This window comes from Actinobacillus indolicus (genome assembly GCF_004519515.1).
Lineage (GTDB): Bacteria > Pseudomonadota > Gammaproteobacteria > Enterobacterales > Pasteurellaceae > Glaesserella > Glaesserella indolica_A.
Genome location: NZ_CP038145.1, coordinates 1,973,834 through 1,990,562, shown reverse-complemented (window position 1 = coordinate 1,990,562; position 16,729 = coordinate 1,973,834). Strand labels below are relative to the sequence as shown.

The following is a 16,729-nucleotide window of genomic DNA, read 5'->3' as shown; positions in this document are numbered from 1 at the left end:
AGCTATGTAGAACTACATTTTTTATCATTTGGATGATATTTCTGAATAGATGTAATTTGCTTATTCTGTTTATCAATCACAGCTTCTATACCAAAGGTTATTCTCAAATTATCTGAGGTTAAAGCTCGGGCAGTTTGATCACTCGCAATAATTTTCCCTTGGTGAAGCAAAATAATTTCGTCACAAAAGCGGTAGGCTAAATCTAAGTGATGAATTGCCACCACACAGGTTTTCTGCGGTGTGAGGGCTTTAAGCTGTTCCATCATATCAATTTGATAATAGGGATCTAACGGAGCAATGGGTTCATCGGCGAGCAATAATGGAGCTTGTTTGATACAGCAACGAGCCAGTTGTACCCGAGCTTTTTCGCCACCTGAAAGTTGTTGGAACGGCTTTTCAAGTAGATGAGAGATAGAAAATTGTTCGGAAACCGACCGCACTTTTGCTTGCTCGTTTTTTGTGGGCGAAGTTAAACCCAGTGCGATCACGTCATAAACGGATAAATCCCAATGAATTTGAGTATTTTGAGCAAAATAGGCAAGCTGTTCGCTTTTTTGTTTGGCGGTCATTTCAGATAATTTGCAATTTCCGAGCCAAATCTCACCGCTTGTCAGCGGTAAGATCCCTGCGATACTTTTCAATAAGGTAGATTTCCCTGCCCCGTTTGCCCCCATAATGCCGATAAGTTTGCCTTGAGAAACATGACAACTGATGTTGGATAAACCAAATGCAAGGCTGACGTTTTCCAGTTTAATCATTTGCCATTCTCCGTTGCTGTGTTAATAAAATCCAAATCAAGAACGGTGCGCCGATGATTGCTGTCAGCGTTCCCACATAAATATGGGAAAAGAACGGCAAATATAAAATACAGAGATCAGCGATCAGTAAAATTAATGCCCCGATTAGACCGCTTGTAAGATAAAGCTGTGATGGGCGTTTTTTCAGGATAATACGAGCCAAGTGCGGTGCAATTAAGCCGATAAAGCCGATTGTTCCTGTTTGCGGAATGGTTGCCCCAACTAATAATGCGACACCAAAGGTGGTGATGAAAAAGCTACGTTTGGGGTCTATGCCCATTGTGCTTGCAGTTTCTTCGCCAAAGGTGAGCAAATCAAGGTAACGGTGTTGTTGATAAAGACAGAGTAATCCCAACAGGATAATCGGTAATGAAATCAATAAGATATCTAATTTCGCCCATACCAACGAGCCTTGTAGCCAGCGGTAAAGTTCCGCCAACGCCCAAGGGCTTTCAGCGTTAGACAGCAACAAGGCAATCGCTGAACCCAGTAGCATATTGACCGCCAAACCGCTTAAAATCATCATCGTTGTACCGTAATTTTTGGCGATCAAATAAACTAACAAAAAGCTCAACAACGCCCCTAGCACACCACCAATCAGCAACAAGGTAAAGGGAGCGGAAAAATAGTACAGGATAAAAACACTGGCGGTCGTTGCCCCGTTTGCACTCCCCAACAAACCCGGGCTTGCCAGCGGATTTTGAAATATCCCCTGCATTGCATTGCCAGCCACTGCCAAACTTGCCCCTGTTAGCACAGCAAGTAAAATCCGTGGCAGACGAATATCCCACAACACAAGCGGTCGCATATCCGTCACAATTCCTTCGGCATTTTTCAACGCTGAAAAATCGTTAAGGTCGTACCAACTTGCTAGGCTGATAATAGCCAGAAGCAAGAGCAAAAGTGCGGCGTTTAATCTGGCGATTTTATTCATTTTTTCCCTTTAACTGTTGATAAATCCTTTCTGCTCCCTGCCAAATGCCATGATCAAAGCAGTAAGTGTATTTTAACGGGATTGTAACAAGCGGTCGATTCTTGAAATAGTTTTGCAGAAGTGGGTGTGTGAGTAGCTCTGCTTGTTCGTTGTAACCTTGTTTATCCGTCAAGGAAATTAAAATGTTCGGTTGGCTTAATACCACTTTTTCGAGCGAGAAATTTTGTGGGGTTAAAGCGGTTTTTAATGGCGTTAAACCTAAAAGTTGCAATAAGGTTTGGTAATTCGGTTGTTGCGTATCCACCACGCCAGTATCCGACAAAATCAGCGTATCGGTAAGCGGTTGATTTAGCTTCATATTTTGCGGTTTTAATTGGGTAATCAGTTGCTCTGCTTTGGTTTGATTATCGGTCAATTTCCCCAATTGCAAAATCAATTCAAAAAGCTGTTCGGGTGTTTGTGGGCTGTCGTTGATGGGGAGAATTTTTACGCCAAGTTGTTTGAGTTCTGCCACCAGTTGCGGATAAAACAGTTCGTTAATCAGCATGGTTTTATCTAAATAAGGCAGTAACTGGCTGAGTTGCGGTTCGAGCGTAGGTTTGTCGTGATTGAGTTTATCTAACATCATCAACGGATTTTTGGAATAAGGCGACATCGCCACAATTTGTTCAGGGCGAGCAATTTCAGCCAGTAGGCGATCGCTACAAAGCGTAAGCGATACGAACTGTTCCTGTGCAAAAACCGTTGTAAACGGCAAGAGAAGTGTGGTTAAAAATGTAAGCGTTTTTTTCATAAAATATAGGGGCTAATCATATTAGCCCCATTAATGTTAGAAACTACCTTTTAAGCCAACGTAAACGTTACGACCGTCTTGTCCGTAGCCGATAATATTTTCATATTTTTTATCAAATAAGTTGTTTAAATTCGCATAAACATTCAAGTTTTTGCTTAATTGATAATTTACACCCAAATTAACTAATGTATAAGATGGCATTTTAACCCGAGAAGAAGCATAGGTTAATTCATCAAAATAGGTATCAACCCGTTTTCCAACATATGAAACATTAACATTTGAACCCAATTTCTCCGTAATTTGATACGCTAAGCCTACGTTCGCAAGATGTTTCGGACGGCGAACTAATTCCGCTTTTTTACTATCTTTGGCTTGAGTGTAAGTGTAGTTAGCATAAGCCGTTAAGCGATCTGCCAATTTACCATTGTAGGCAATTTCTAAGCCTCGAATTTGGCTAGTACCCTCTATATTAATAGCTCGAGAGCGATAAGTTGTAAAATCAAGTACTTCACTACTAATTAAATTACTCACGTTACGGGCAAAGTACGTTAAGTCAAGAGAGTGATGTTTATCATTACTTTCCACAAGTAAACCAACATCTCCACCACGGCTTTTTTCCGGTTTTAAATTTGGGTTTCCTACATAACTGCCTGAATAACCATAATATTCCGTCATTGTTGGGTTTTGAATTGCTGTGCCAAAACTCGCGTGAGCACGGAAGTTTGGAGATAAGCGATAAGCACCTGAAATACGCCCTGTAAACGCATCTTTATATTCAGAGTTCCCTGTATAACGTCCGCTAATTGAAAGGCTGTGATCATCTTCTGTAAATAAACGATATTCGGTAGCAATACTCTTCTCTACTAAGCTTTTTTCATCATTGTAAGAGGTTGAATCATATTTTGATTGTTGATATTCGCCTAAAATACTGACCGCTTGATTTACCGGACCTTCACGATCAAAGTTAATATCTAATTGATAATTTGCATTTAATTTTTTAGCATCATAAGCACTAGCCCAAGAACTGATCGTATCACTATCGGTTTTAACGTGGCTGACACTCACTTTCTGTTTAAATAATTCCTGTTCATTCCCTAGATAACCGCTTAATTTGAACAAGGTTTCACGGGTGCGAGTATAATCATCAAAAGAGGTTTCTCCCGCTAAACTGCCATCATAATGTGCTGTTTGCGAGAAATGAGAAGCCAAAACTTCTACACCTTTTTGATTATCGTCATATCCTAAACGTAATGAAGCATTATCACGATGAAATTTATCACGCTCTTTCGCGCCACCTGTTACAACCCCTGTTCCGTTTTGGGCTGTGTAGCGGAATGTATTTGAACTTAACGCTGAAATACCTCGGGTACGATGGCTATTTCCATTCAACGCATAATAGAAGCCATTGTTATAACCTGAAATCGTCGCTGAACCATCATAAGTTCCGTGCGAACCTGTGCCTAAATCAAAGTCCACATTAAACGGCTTATCTTTATATAAACCGCTCTTCGTTGTGATATAGATCACTCCTCCCATTGCATCACTGCCCCACAACGCAGATTGTTCGCCACGTAATACTTCAATGCGATCAATATTGCTTAAACTTAAACCACCGAAATCAAAGCCATATCCTGTCACAGGATTAACTTTTACACCATCAATGAGCACAGCCGTATGGTTTGCATCGGCACCTCGCAAATAGAAATTGGTTAAGGTTCCACGACCACCTGAAACACTAGTTACTACACTCGGAACAGTTTTCAACACATCACTGACATAAGTCGCATTACGCTCTGCAAAATCTTTTTCCGTTAAAACGGTAACGGAAGAAGCTGTTTTGTCTTGGTTTACGGGCGTTGCGTATGCGGAATAGACAGTTACTGTGTCTAACTCTGCTTTTGATGTTTCAGTTTGTGCAAAAGCCAAGGTTGGCAATGCGAGTAAAAGAGATGTTGTGATAAGATTTTTTTTCATATTGGATTCCTAGTATAAAAGACCTAAAACAAAGGCATTATACACAAAATCCTATGAGAAAAAGCGGTTGTAGTTACTAGAATAAGGAAAAGATAGCTGAATATTTTTATCAACAAAGATGAAAGATATTCATATTCAATCTATAAACGAGATAAAACAAGCGGTCAGTTCCGATAAAAATTCTGCAGATTTTTGAATAGAACTGACCGCTTGTCTGACTGTGAGAAATTACTCTTTTGATTTCCAAATTAATGGATCAACACCACGGCGAATAAGCTCTGGGTGATCTTCAATTTTGAATACAGGTTGCTCTACACCTGCTTTAATTTGTTTTTGGTAGTCTTTTAAGATAACCCAAACAATCGGTGCCAATAGAACGATAGACACTAAGTTGATCATCGCCATGGATGCCATTACGGTATCTGCAAATGCCCATACAATACCGCCATCACGCACTGCACCGAAGTAAACGAAAAATAACACGATTAAACGGAATGCTAATACGAAACTTGGTTTGTTACGGATATAGCGAATATTGCTTTCTGCATAAGCATAGTTACCGATAATTGAAGTGTAGCAGAATAACAATAAAATAAAGGCTAAGAAGTGTAAGCCAAACTCACCTACATGGAACTCTAACGCTTTTTGGGTTAAAGAGACACCACGTAAAGATTCGCTACCATAATCATTAGACATCAAGATGATAATCGCAGTACAAGTACAAACAACAATAGTATCCACAAATACACCTAACATTTGAATTAAGCCTTGGCTTGCAGGGTGTTTTGCATCTGACGTTGCCGCTGAGTTTGGTGCAGAACCCATACCTGCTTCATTTGAGAATAAACCGCGTTTAATCCCCATTAACATCGCTTGAGAGAATAATGAACCAAAGATACCGCCTGCCATTGCAGAAAAGTCAAATGCACTTGTAATAATTTTATTTAAGACTTCAGGCACTCGCTCAATATTCATCCCTAAAATGATCACCGCCATAATTAAGTAGAATAATGCCATCATCGGCACAACTTTCGCTGAAACCTGACCGATACGTTTAACCCCACCAAAGATAATCGCCGCAGTCACAATCACTAACACAATTCCAACATAATGCGGATCCCATTCCCACGCATTACGCGTTGCTTCAACGATAGAGTTTGCTTGAACCGCATTGAATGCAAAACCGAAGGTAAAAATTAAAGTAATCGCAAACGCAATCGCAAGCCAAGAGGCTTTTAAACCACGCTTAATATAATAAGCAGGACCGCCACGGAACATACCGTTTGGATCGCGAACTTTAAATGCTTGTGCTAATGATGACTCTGCAAATGCACTACTCATACCAATTAACGCTGTGATCCACATCCAGAACACCGCACCTGGTCCGCCTAATGCGATAGCCGTAGCCACACCACCAATGTTACCCACGCCCACACGGCTTGCTAAGCCTGTTGCAAAGGCTTGGAATGGTGTTAAAGAATCCCCTTCTGACGCACGGCCAGACCACATTTCACGCATACTACGCGGTAATAAACGTAATTGGACTAAACCTGTGGTAATGGTAAAGAATAAACCGACACCTAAAAGGGTAAGAACTGTAATATCCCAAAGTGGACCATCGATGGTATCAACAATCCACTTAAGAACGCTTTCGAACAATGAAACAATGCTTTCCATTATTTAAGACCTCATTTAAAAATAAAGTCTGCATTTTAATGATTTTTTATTTTTTGAAAAGATTTTTTAATTAGTTCAATAAAAAAAGTTAATGGAAAACTAACGTTTAAATAACAAATTTTGGCTAGTATCCAGTAAACTACTGTGAAATAAGGTAATTCCGAAGATAATCAAAACAACTCCGACCAACAGTTTTCCGAAATACGATATTTGTTTATTAGTAGAAATAGAGAGATACCAACACCCCATTTTGACCGCTTTTTCACGAGCAAATAGCACAATCCAAGCAAATAGAGAAAGGGTTACTCCCGTTCCTACTGCCATTAATAACGCCGAAGCCACACCCCACAGGTACAAATCCAAGGTATAAGCTAAAAACAACACTAAAATCGCCCCTGAACACGGGCGTAAGCCAATGCTAAAAATCAACATCAGCGTACTTTTCCAATCCGTTGCGGTTGCTATTTCGGACGAACTTGGCAAATGTTTATGACCACAGCCACAATGTTCATCATGTTGATGAACTGGAGTCATAACAAGCGGTGACTTTTCGCTATTTTTTTGCAATTTTTTAATGGTAAAACTTTTTGGCTTCGTTTGGAAAAAGAATGCTTTACATGCTTGATAACAAAAATAAACGCCAAACAACACCATCACCGCAAAACTACCTCGCTCAACCCATTTTAACGCCACATTAAAATAGCTACGAGAAAGGGTAAAAATCACCACAATGATAGTCACTAACCCAATCGCCACCAAGCCTTGCACTAACGCAGACAACAACGTGATTTTCACCGCTTGTGGCAGTTTGGTTTGTTCAAAAGAGAGATAGCTGGTCAGAATAAACTTACCGTGACCTGGACCAACGGCGTGAAACACGCCATAGATAAAGCTCACCGCCATTAAGGTCAGTCCTGCCTGTTGCTGGTTTTCGTTCAGACGATTTAACGCTCCCGAAAGGGCAAAATTAAATTCCCTCTGCCACTCGCTGACTTGAAATAAGAGATAGGGATAAGCCTGATAAATCGCAAAAAGTGCCACCAATCCGACCGCTATCCCAACCCAATATTTTGCCTTTATTGACATACAATACTCACCTTCTGAGCAAACTGTGCGCCTAAAGACAAGCCACGTTCTGCAGGCATATCAGGGGTTTCATTTTTATCTAATTTCGACGCATACAACCGCAAAGATTGATTTACCGTCGGCTCAATCATCTCGACTTTACAAAGATTTTGCTCGGTGCTACTGACATCACTCGCTTTTTCGTAATTCATCGCTAAATAGTAACTTGGCTCAAAGGTAAAAAAGCGGAATGATTGCCCTTTTACCGCTTTAGGTTCAGCCAGTAGCAAAGTAAAGTGGTAAATAATGCGATTATGTTGAATTTCAACGGACGAGTTATGCGGTTTGGCTTTAAACTTAATCGGCTCATTTTGCTGATTATAAAGTTCGCTAAAATAATGGGTACTTACCGCAGATTCATCTAGCTCTTTTAAGATTTTATCTGTCGCTTGCTTTTTATCGCTACTGCTATTGATCTCATAGATCAGTTCCGCCGAAGTAATTTCATCAAGCGTCCAATGTAACTCAAAGCCCTCCAGCTTATCTTGTTGAATTAACACTTTATTTTTCATATCAAGAAAAGAATGTGGGTGGGCAAATACAGAAAAAGAGAGTAATAACGAAATAGTGCCGATAAAAAAACGCTTAAGCATTTGAAATCCTTATAATGAAATCATTTTAAAATCATTATATCAGACTTTCACGGGGACGTTTTGTTCCAACAAAAAAGCGAACAGACAAAATCTGTTCGCTCTTAAAAATTAGGCTGAGTCGGTCGATAAGCCGAGTTCTGTCGTGGACAATCATTCCTCTAGGCGTATATTCACACATACGCTCAAGCAACCTACCCGAATCCCAAGCGGGCAACTCGTTGGATTCCTATTTGGTCTTGCTACGAGTGGAGTTTACCGTGCCGTGAAATGTTACCACTCACGCGGTGCGCTCTTACCGCACCCTTTCACCCTTACCAGCCGAAACTGGCGGTCTGCTCTCTGTTGCACTAGTCGTAGGCTCGCGCCTCCCAGACGTTATCTGGCACTCTGCCCTGTGTAGCTCGGACTTTCCTCTCGTTTACTTGTCCCACTAGGTCGTATTGCTACGGTTAAGGGCTTCAATAAACCAGCGATTGTCTAACCAACTCAGACGGGCAAGTATAGCGGATTTGCACACTTTTGCCAAGAAGTGACCGCTTGTCACCGCTACTTTAGTACAATTTCCGATTAGACGGATGTAAATAGGCTTTCAAATCCCGTTGATTTTGGATTAAATCACTGACCGTTTGATATTCATTTTCCGAACCGCCAAAATGATTTTTCTTTGGCAAATCAGAGAGATAATATTCAATATCTTCTTCGGTTAAAAATTTCCCATGTAAATCAAAACCCACATTGAGAATTTTACCTGCCACATGAGCAACTCGATCATGAATATGCCCATGTAGCATATAAGCCCCTTTATGGCAATCTTGCCACTCAAAAATCGGATAATGAAATAACATTGCCATTTTGCCGTTAGATAATTTTATTCGCTTATAATCCTGAATACTGGATAAAAGCGGATGCCCATCAGCCTTTTTCTGTGTTAATAATAGCTCACGCTTTTCTTCAATTAACGGATCATGATTACCCAAAATAAAATGATGTTCACCATTCAAGCGGTCTAATATCGAGATAATTTTATCGAACTTCGGACTAAAACTCAGATCACCCAAGTTATACACAACATCCTGAGAAGATACAGTTTCATTCCAATAAGTAATTAATGTTTCATTCATTTCATCAACGGAAGAAAACGCCCGAAAAGTAGGGCTAAATTTCATAATATTTTGATGATGAAAATGGAGATCAGAAGTAAAAAATATTTTTTGCATAATTTATCCTTTCCCACTTAAAAAACACAAGCGGTCATTTTACTGTTACCATTTTCAAATATGAGCAAGAAAGTCTTGTACATATTGAATTTTTTGCTGTTCGTCTAAGGCGTTAAACATCGTTTTATTTTCCTGAATATGCTCAATTAATGGAAAATACTCCTCACTGACTTTACGTTTATCCAACCGACCGGCAAGGTTTTCTTCAGAACTTCGCCCTAATAATTTAGAAATTAAGTAGTAGGGAGATTTGAGTTTAAAAAGCAACTCATCTTCGCTGGAAAATACCATAAACCCTTCATGCTTAACCTTAGACAACTCAGCTTTTAACTCAGCAAAGGTCATCGTTGGCAATGTTAATGGACGTTTAAGTTGGTACTGCAACGCAATTTCATCTAACCATTGCTCACTATATTGTTCACCCGTTTTCACATCAACACAGCCAATTAACGTTTCCCCCAAGGTTTCTTTAATAATATGCGGATCACTTTCATCACAAACTTCAAATAAAAACGTTTTATTTGGATAGGCTTTAAATAAAAGCTCATGTTTAGCACAATGTTTTTCAACTAATTTCGCAAAGTCACTATCTAAACTGCCTGTTGTCGAAAAAATCACTTTTCGATCAAACTCTGCTTGATAGCTCGGATGATCTGCAGGCAATTCCACGTAAGTACAACAACCTAAAAAACCATTGACCTTAACCACCGCTTTCACTTGAGCATCATCACCCAAACGCAAAGGAAATTTACTGTTCCGCTCTTTTCGTTCTGAATAGTTAAAACATTTTTTAAACGGACGCACAATAAGATGGCCATAAGCATCCATCACCAAGCCACGCATCTCTAACAACGCTAAATCCCATTGATTGTTATAAAAGGTTTCACGACTATATTTAAGCACCGTCAATTCAGGATATAAGCGAGATACTTTGGCGGTAAATGTTTTCTTTGAACGCATAAATTGCAAATAATCTAACGTGACATAGCTATTGTATTGCTCATTTTTAGGCAAATTTTTCGCTGAAAAGGCACGCATTTTATCAATAACACCTTTATCTTCTTCCGTCATCGACTGAACAGCAGGCACTAAAATCTCTTCTGCGATAGGACGCTGACAAATTTCAATGAACATAGAATAAACTTGGATTTTATCCACATTATGCACATTCGGGAAAAAATTCTGCATTCGATACACTTCGCTTTGCATATCTTGCTTTTGGGCTTTATTAATAAAACCACGAATAACATTCGCTTTTGCCCCCACATTGCTAATCACAATAAGCACATCCACATCTTGATGATTTTTGGCAAACTGAAATGCCTCTTTAAGCTCTTGTTCAGCCTGTTGTTTTGCCTGTTTAAAATGAAAAGGTGTCCAATAATACTGCCCATCTTTAATAAGATATTTATCATTTTCAATGTGATAAACATAAGCATCCGGATATTCCGCTTTAAATTCACTGATTTTTTGTTGAGCAAAAGTCGATTTCCCAGAACCTGAATGACCTCTAATGATTATGAGTTTTTGCATAATCAATCCTTAATTATATTATTTTGAAATTAACATTTGATACCAAATAGAAAGGCATCCACCTATTTCCTAAAGGTTTAGTTAGGAATCATGTGGTTAGTTTGAGGTGTAAATTTTGATCGGACGATCAAAATTTACACTCTACTCTAAAAAATAGCAAGTCTTGTTTAGTCTCACCCTCAGTTTTAGCCACCGTTATTCTCAGATAGCACAAAACGACGTAAGAGAACGACTGTTGCAAAATTCTAGGGATTATCTTATTTTTCAATAGTATTTTATTGAGTATCGCGACAAGATATGTCGTACAAAAAATAATAATAAAATAAAAAAATAAAGCGATGAAGTTTGTAAATCACTTCACGAATTTCACCGCTTTAAATATTGATTTGAATAAATTAACGGATAATTAACCCATATTTTTACATCGAAAAACGTTAATTAGCATTTCTAAAATACTCAACTAGTCTCATAGCTCTTTTATACCCTAACCTATACTTCCTTTGTACCCCAGAAATTGTTATTTCCTTACTTTCCAACATATCTTGAGAAATAAAAGATTTCAACTCATCATCTGTATAACAAGCATAACCATAACACTGTACCCATCCCAGTTTTCTTAATTTCTCATTCTGAAATTCCGTATTTTCATTTTCTAAAAAAGCGTGATGTATTCCGTCTTTTACCCAATATTGCAATCTAAGGCAGAAGCCATATTTCTCTAAAAAATTAATCACTATATTAATTTGATGTTCCATTAATAAAGTTTCTATATCTGCATAATATTTATTTTCTACATCAAACTCACAAAAATAACCTTTTTCTGTTTTTCTAATATAACAATCTTCATTTAATAGATGATCGAAACATTTTCCATAAATTTTATGTTCAAATTCACAAGCTAAGCTCATTTCAAATTGAAATTTAGAATGTTGAATAAATACTAAAGAAAGTGGTGAGCTCCAATAGATTGAACGAACTTCCACACGATTATGTTTAAAAGTAGCAATAAGTCCCCATTCTTTACAAGCGGGATGATTTAGCAATTTTTCTGCAATCATTTTTTGAAAATAAAATTTAGCCATTTTACATCTTCCTGTTTTTAATCAAACTTAATAAGTTCTCTAATGTTTCTATATTTAATTTCATCTCATTAATAAAATATTCTGCTTCATATTCCATTTTGTGACTCTTAAGTTCAAACTTAATTTCAATGTTTTGATCTGTTTTATAAAAATGAGTGACGCAAGATTTAGGATATTGTAACAATGTATGCATACCAATATTTGTGACACTCATTATCTTTTCTTTCTGCTTACTTTGTTTTATTACATCAATAAAAAACTGATATTCTTCAATAGCTTTATGACTACTCACAATGAATTGCTCTGCATTAAAAGCTTTGCCTGCATATCGAAATTTAAAACCATTTTCTGTGTTAAATATTGTTAATCCTGTTTCAAACAAACCAAATTTTTCAATATAAATAAAATCAGATTGTGATTGAATAAATGCATCATCAGACAATGCAACACTCCCACAAATATCAATCACATTCCCAATAACCCTTGCATTCCCTGAAATTTTTGCTTTTTCTCTTATCGTAGCATCACAAATAACGGCGTTATCCCAAATATGCACGTCATCTTGAATAATCGCTTTTCCAAAAATACGAGCTTTACCACTCACATTCGCCTGATTTTTAATAAGAGCATGATCAAAAATTTCACATTCGCCACCTACTTTTGCAAAGCTATCAATTTCAGCATTCCCATAAATTTTAGCCGAGCCGACAACACTGACAGCTTTTGCAATCACTGCAAATTCAAAAACTTGAGCATCATCACCAACAATTTCGCAGTTCATAATAAACGCACTGCCATACACTTTGGCATTATCTGTCACTTTAGAGCTACCCACTATCTTTGCATTATCAAATACTTGTGCATTGCCCGAAATGACCGACGAACCACTGACATAAGCATTTCCTGATACTGATGCATTATCCATCACTTTGCTTCTCTTCATTAACCAACAAGAGCCTTGTTGTGATAAGTTTCGTTCACTTTCCACATATCCGCCAAGTTCCCCTGCTTGAATATACCATTGATCTGCTTGGAAATTTTTTACTGCTTGAATTTGAAAAAGTCTTTTCCCTTCATACTCAATCACATTTTCTGTTAATCGATATTTCATCTCTTTTCCTTAATGTAAGCGGTCTGATTGTGTAATTTTTTTACAAATGACTTCCTACAATTTCCCTATGGTTTCATCAATCATCCGCAATGCGTCCAACGCACCCATTTTTAAACCAATATGCTGTGCTTGAAATACATTTGGAAAATCAGGGTTAATCCGAATAAGTGGAGCATTTTTCAAGCTGGCAATGCGGTTAGAAAAGTTACGCACTGTTGGAATAGCCGTTCCAGCTCCAATTTCAATAACCACTAATTTTTGGGGTTTAGGTAGCCAAAATTCGTGAAAATACATATTTTGCCAATCGCAAGGCTTGCTGATCCAATCATAATCATCAAACATCAAAATCCACGGTCTAGCCAAACCTTGACAATGTGGGCAAGTCGGTAGCTCATTCGTTAATAAGCCGGCTTCTTCATCAATTTCAGGAAGAAATTCCGTAGCAAGCCAAATATCGTCACGACATTTTTTCAGGCATTGCATCATATAAATAGAGCCGTGACATTCTTGCACCCGATTAGGCGGAAACCCTGCTTTTTGAAATTGCTCATCAACATTGCTGGTAAAAATATAAGCTCCAAGCGGTAACTTATCCGCCCATTTTTTCAAAATCTGAAAACCTTGATGTGGCGTAGTTTCTCGATACTGCTTTAATCGCATACCATAAAAGCCCCAAGCAAGGCGTGGATTTTCAATAAATAGTCGTGGCGTTGCCAAGGCTTCAAAGGTGATGTTACGTTTTTCAAACATAGGGTAAGCTCGCCAAAAGCCATTTTTTCCACGAAAATCGGGCAGACCGCTGTCCACACCTATTCCAGCCCCTGCGGTAATTAATAAGCTATCGGCAGTTTGAATTAAGTCTGCACAACGTTTGATCTGTTCTGAAATTGTCATTTGGGCTACCTTTGCAAAATTTAGGGTTAATCTGACCGCTTGTTTAGTTGCTCATTAATCGCCACTAATGCATCCAGTGCCTTCATTTCCAAACTTAAAAAATGCATTTTCGGAACACCTGCATCAAGGGGGTTAATACGAATAAAGCCACCTTTTTTCTGTTTTGCTGTCCGCTCTGAGAACCGCCGAACCGTTGGGATCGCCTTGCCTGCCCCCAATTCAACCACCACTAATCGCTCCACTTGTTTTAGCCATTTTTGTAACGCCTCCAGTTTGGTTTCGTAGAAATGATCGCAATAAAGATAGTCGTCAAACATCATCACATTTTGACGAGCCATACCGTGACAATCAGGGCAAGTTGGCTTTTCACTTAAAAGTAAACATTTTTCATTATCCACTTCAGGCTGAAAATTATCTGAACGCCACGTTTTATCTTGGCAGTTGTAAAAACATTGCATTCGGTGCAAAGAACCGTGTACTTCATAAATCCGCTTGTCATCAAATCCGGCTTGCTGAAAATGCCCATCCACGTTGCTAGTAAACACAAAATAACCGTGTTCCATCTGCTCTGCCCATCGTTTTAAAATGTGATAGCCTTGATGAGCCGGCGTTTCTCGATAACTTTTTAGACGATGAGCAAAAAACCAATAGGCAAGTTCGGGCTGTTCAAGATAGATCTTAGGTGTCGCAATTTCGCTAAAGGACAACCCGAATTTTTCAAGTGGCGGATAAGCATTCCACAAACCGCCTACACTGCGAAAATCAGGCAGACCACTGTCCACACTCATTCCTGCCCCAGCAGTAATCAAAATACCATTCGCTCTGCGAATAAGTTCAACGGCGTAATTAAGATCATTTTTCATAACTAAATATTTCTCCTCTTTCCATTTTGCGTAAATGACTATTTATCACAGTATCTCTCGCCCAAGCACCCATAATATTGACTGGGGGCGGTACAACTATTTTTTGACAAGAAATCACCGCTTGAAATGTCTGCTCGCTAAGTTGATTAAAATAATCATAAATCGTTTGTTTGTTTATTGGTGAAATGAGATATTTTTCATTAAAGTAATTTGCAAGTTTTGGAATATATTGCTGAAGATTTTGTCCTGAAATCAAATAAATGGCTTTTGAATTATTTTCACCATAAGTAATATCAATACGTTTTATTTCCCATTGATATTTACTGGCAAAAAGTTTAAGCGTTCTAATTTTTTGTTCACAATGAAGATGAATAAATGCATTTTCCATCTCATTTTGTTCAACTAAATAAATAAGGTGTTCTAAAAATAATGGAATATGAATTAATTCTTCTGGCACATATTCTTGACTGACATCTAACTGGTTAAGCCAAGTTTTCATAGCGGTAGGATCAGGCAAACTTTTTACCAATGAAAGTAACGAATTAAGTAAAGCAACCGCTTCTTTTGCCTCTTTTCTGGTTAAGTTCTGTTTTAAAATATAATAATGAAAAGGGGGATCATAAAAATTAGGATATGTGCCTTTCGCTTGAAGCATCACAGAGAAATGTTTGCCATATCCAACTTTAGCAATCTGTTCAGGCTGTTTAGGATCGATTAGCACATACACATAAAAATTTGATTTTGTTTCCATATATCACCTCGTATTTATCTTACGGAAGTCATTATATGGAGGGGTGCGACAGGATGTGTCGTAGTAAGTTATAGATAAGAATTAAACCTATAACAAATATTTCAGCACACTCTCCCAATCAGGAAATTTTTCTGTACCAAAATGAATATGCTCACCTTTAAATTTATCCGCACCATTTGCCGTACGATCATCAATTAAATAATCGCCTTGATTTAGATTTTTATGATGAGAAAGGATCACTCGTTTATATAGCACGGAGTTTTTATCTTCACCAAAATAACGATGAATCCATTTTATTTTATCTATCCAAGCTGATGGGTTATGCCACGGTGATGTAGATAACACATAAATATCATATTTTTCTGCTAATTGATGAACGGCTTCAATCGCTTTAGGCATAGGTTCCATTAAACCGAAAATACCTTCTACTTCATCATAATTTCCCACATATTGCTGACGTGTTTTTTCATCTAATTTGGCAATGCCTGTTGGAAAATCAACAATGACATTATCCATATCAATATAAACAATTTTTTTCATTTATTTCTCTCCATATTTACTATAATATTCTGTAAATTTTTAATTTCTTTTTCTAACCCATTAATTTTATTCAAAATTTCATCCTGTAACAACTCACTTTTTTCACAAGTTAAATCCTTATTGCTATCTTTAATTTCTCCAATACAATCAACAATAATTCCGATAACAATATTTAATACAATATAAGTTGCAATAACGAGAAAACTGACAAAAACAATCCAGGCATAAGGATGTTTTTCCATTACTGGACGAACAATGCCCATAGACCAACTTTCAAAAGTCATAATTTGGAATAATGTATAGTAGCTTTCTCCTATATTTCCAAACCATTGAGGAAAATCCTGACCATATAATGTTGTTGAAATGACTGCATAAATATAGTAAACAACCATTAACAATACACCAATACTAATAATAGATGATAATGTCCTCAATAAAACTTGCGTTATAAATTGTATCTTAGGAATAATAGATACCAGCCTTAATATTCTTGTCACCCTCAAAAAGCGAAAGACAGAAACGACAGATGTTTCAGGAACAATAGAAATTAATACAACAAAAAGATCAAACACATCCCATTTACGATGAAAAAAATGTGCTCTATATACATATATTCTTAATGAAAACTCAATTAAAAAGATAATAAGAAAAGCATGATTCAAGAACTCAAGAAAATCACTAAACCCTTCATTTATTTTAGTATTTGTTTGTAATCCGATAATAATCGCATTTAGGACTATAATAGTAAGAATAAAGTTATAAAAATAATGACTTTTTATAAATTTAGCAACTTTGATTCTAAAAAAAGACATAATAAAACCTCAAAATTAAGCCTCTTATTCAAG

The 16,729-nt window shown here is 37.5% G+C and carries 15 protein-coding genes, 1 other RNA gene and 1 pseudogene; all 17 read right to left on the bottom strand.

The annotated features are described in order from the left end of the window. Positions 1–2 precede the first annotated feature (2 nt). Complete coding sequence (locus tag EXH44_RS09825) at positions 3–758, bottom strand: ABC transporter ATP-binding protein (RefSeq protein ID WP_162857329.1); 756 nt, start codon at positions 756–758, stop codon at positions 3–5. Next, the gene (locus EXH44_RS09820) at positions 751–1,731 is read right to left on the bottom strand and encodes a FecCD family ABC transporter permease (RefSeq protein WP_162857328.1); all 981 of its coding nucleotides are present in this window, start codon (positions 1,729–1,731) and stop codon (positions 751–753) included. Before EXH44_RS09820 ends, EXH44_RS09825 begins: the two co-directional genes overlap by 8 nt. Continuing rightward, positions 1,724–2,524 carry a substrate-binding domain-containing protein gene (locus tag EXH44_RS09815; RefSeq protein WP_162857327.1) on the bottom strand — a complete coding sequence of 267 codons (801 nt, stop codon included), beginning with the start codon at positions 2,522–2,524 and terminating at the stop codon, positions 1,724–1,726. Before EXH44_RS09815 ends, EXH44_RS09820 begins: the two co-directional genes overlap by 8 nt. 36 nt (positions 2,525–2,560) lie before the next feature. Beyond that, complete coding sequence (locus EXH44_RS09810) at positions 2,561–4,498, bottom strand: TonB-dependent receptor plug domain-containing protein (protein WP_162857326.1); 1,938 nt, start codon at positions 4,496–4,498, stop codon at positions 2,561–2,563. Positions 4,499–4,726: 228 nt separating this feature from the next. Continuing rightward, a complete protein-coding gene (locus EXH44_RS09805; protein ID WP_162857325.1) occupies positions 4,727–6,175 on the bottom strand; it encodes an alanine/glycine:cation symporter family protein in 1,449 nt (482 codons plus the stop codon). Positions 6,176–6,274: 99 nt separating this feature from the next. Next, complete coding sequence (locus EXH44_RS09800; protein WP_162857324.1) at positions 6,275–7,261, bottom strand: nickel/cobalt transporter; 987 nt, start codon at positions 7,259–7,261, stop codon at positions 6,275–6,277. Then, complete coding sequence (locus EXH44_RS09795; protein ID WP_162857323.1) at positions 7,252–7,893, bottom strand: DUF1007 family protein; 642 nt, start codon at positions 7,891–7,893, stop codon at positions 7,252–7,254. The genes EXH44_RS09800 and EXH44_RS09795 overlap by 10 nt, the downstream gene beginning before the upstream one ends. A gap of 110 nt (positions 7,894–8,003) precedes the next feature. Further along, positions 8,004–8,382: RNase P RNA component class A (gene rnpB / locus EXH44_RS09790), an RNA gene on the bottom strand. Positions 8,383–8,444: 62 nt separating this feature from the next. Next, positions 8,445–9,110, bottom strand: a complete 666-nt coding sequence (locus tag EXH44_RS09785) for a metallophosphoesterase family protein (protein ID WP_162857322.1) — start codon at positions 9,108–9,110, stop codon at positions 8,445–8,447. Between the two features lie 54 nt (positions 9,111–9,164). After that, complete coding sequence (locus tag EXH44_RS09780; RefSeq protein ID WP_162857321.1) at positions 9,165–10,643, bottom strand: RNA ligase; 1,479 nt, start codon at positions 10,641–10,643, stop codon at positions 9,165–9,167. A gap of 434 nt (positions 10,644–11,077) precedes the next feature. Beyond that, positions 11,078–11,725 carry a hypothetical protein gene (locus EXH44_RS09775; RefSeq protein ID WP_162857320.1) on the bottom strand — a complete coding sequence of 216 codons (648 nt, stop codon included), beginning with the start codon at positions 11,723–11,725 and terminating at the stop codon, positions 11,078–11,080. A gap of 1 nt (position 11,726) precedes the next feature. Then, entirely contained in the window at positions 11,727–12,836 is a 1,110-nt protein-coding gene (locus EXH44_RS09770; RefSeq protein WP_162857319.1) for an LbetaH domain-containing protein, read from the bottom strand. A gap of 54 nt (positions 12,837–12,890) precedes the next feature. Next, positions 12,891–13,730, bottom strand: coding sequence for an SIR2 family NAD-dependent protein deacylase (locus tag EXH44_RS09765; protein WP_162857318.1), 840 nt, complete (start codon positions 13,728–13,730; stop codon positions 12,891–12,893). A gap of 26 nt (positions 13,731–13,756) precedes the next feature. Next, positions 13,757–14,593, bottom strand: a complete 837-nt coding sequence (locus tag EXH44_RS09760) for an SIR2 family NAD-dependent protein deacylase (RefSeq protein ID WP_162857317.1) — start codon at positions 14,591–14,593, stop codon at positions 13,757–13,759. Further along, entirely contained in the window at positions 14,583–15,344 is a 762-nt protein-coding gene (locus tag EXH44_RS09755) for a hypothetical protein (protein ID WP_162857316.1), read from the bottom strand. Before EXH44_RS09755 ends, EXH44_RS09760 begins: the two co-directional genes overlap by 11 nt. Before the next feature lie 93 nt (positions 15,345–15,437). Further along, positions 15,438–15,884 (bottom strand): annotated as a pseudogene (locus EXH44_RS09750) (5' nucleotidase, NT5C type); the annotation flags it as partial. Next, positions 15,881–16,696: an ion transporter gene (locus EXH44_RS09745; protein WP_162857314.1), complete on the bottom strand. Its 816-nt coding sequence runs from the start codon at positions 16,694–16,696 to the stop codon at positions 15,881–15,883. The gene EXH44_RS09745 and the pseudogene EXH44_RS09750, both read right to left, overlap by 4 nt. Positions 16,697–16,729: the final 33 nt, after the last annotated feature.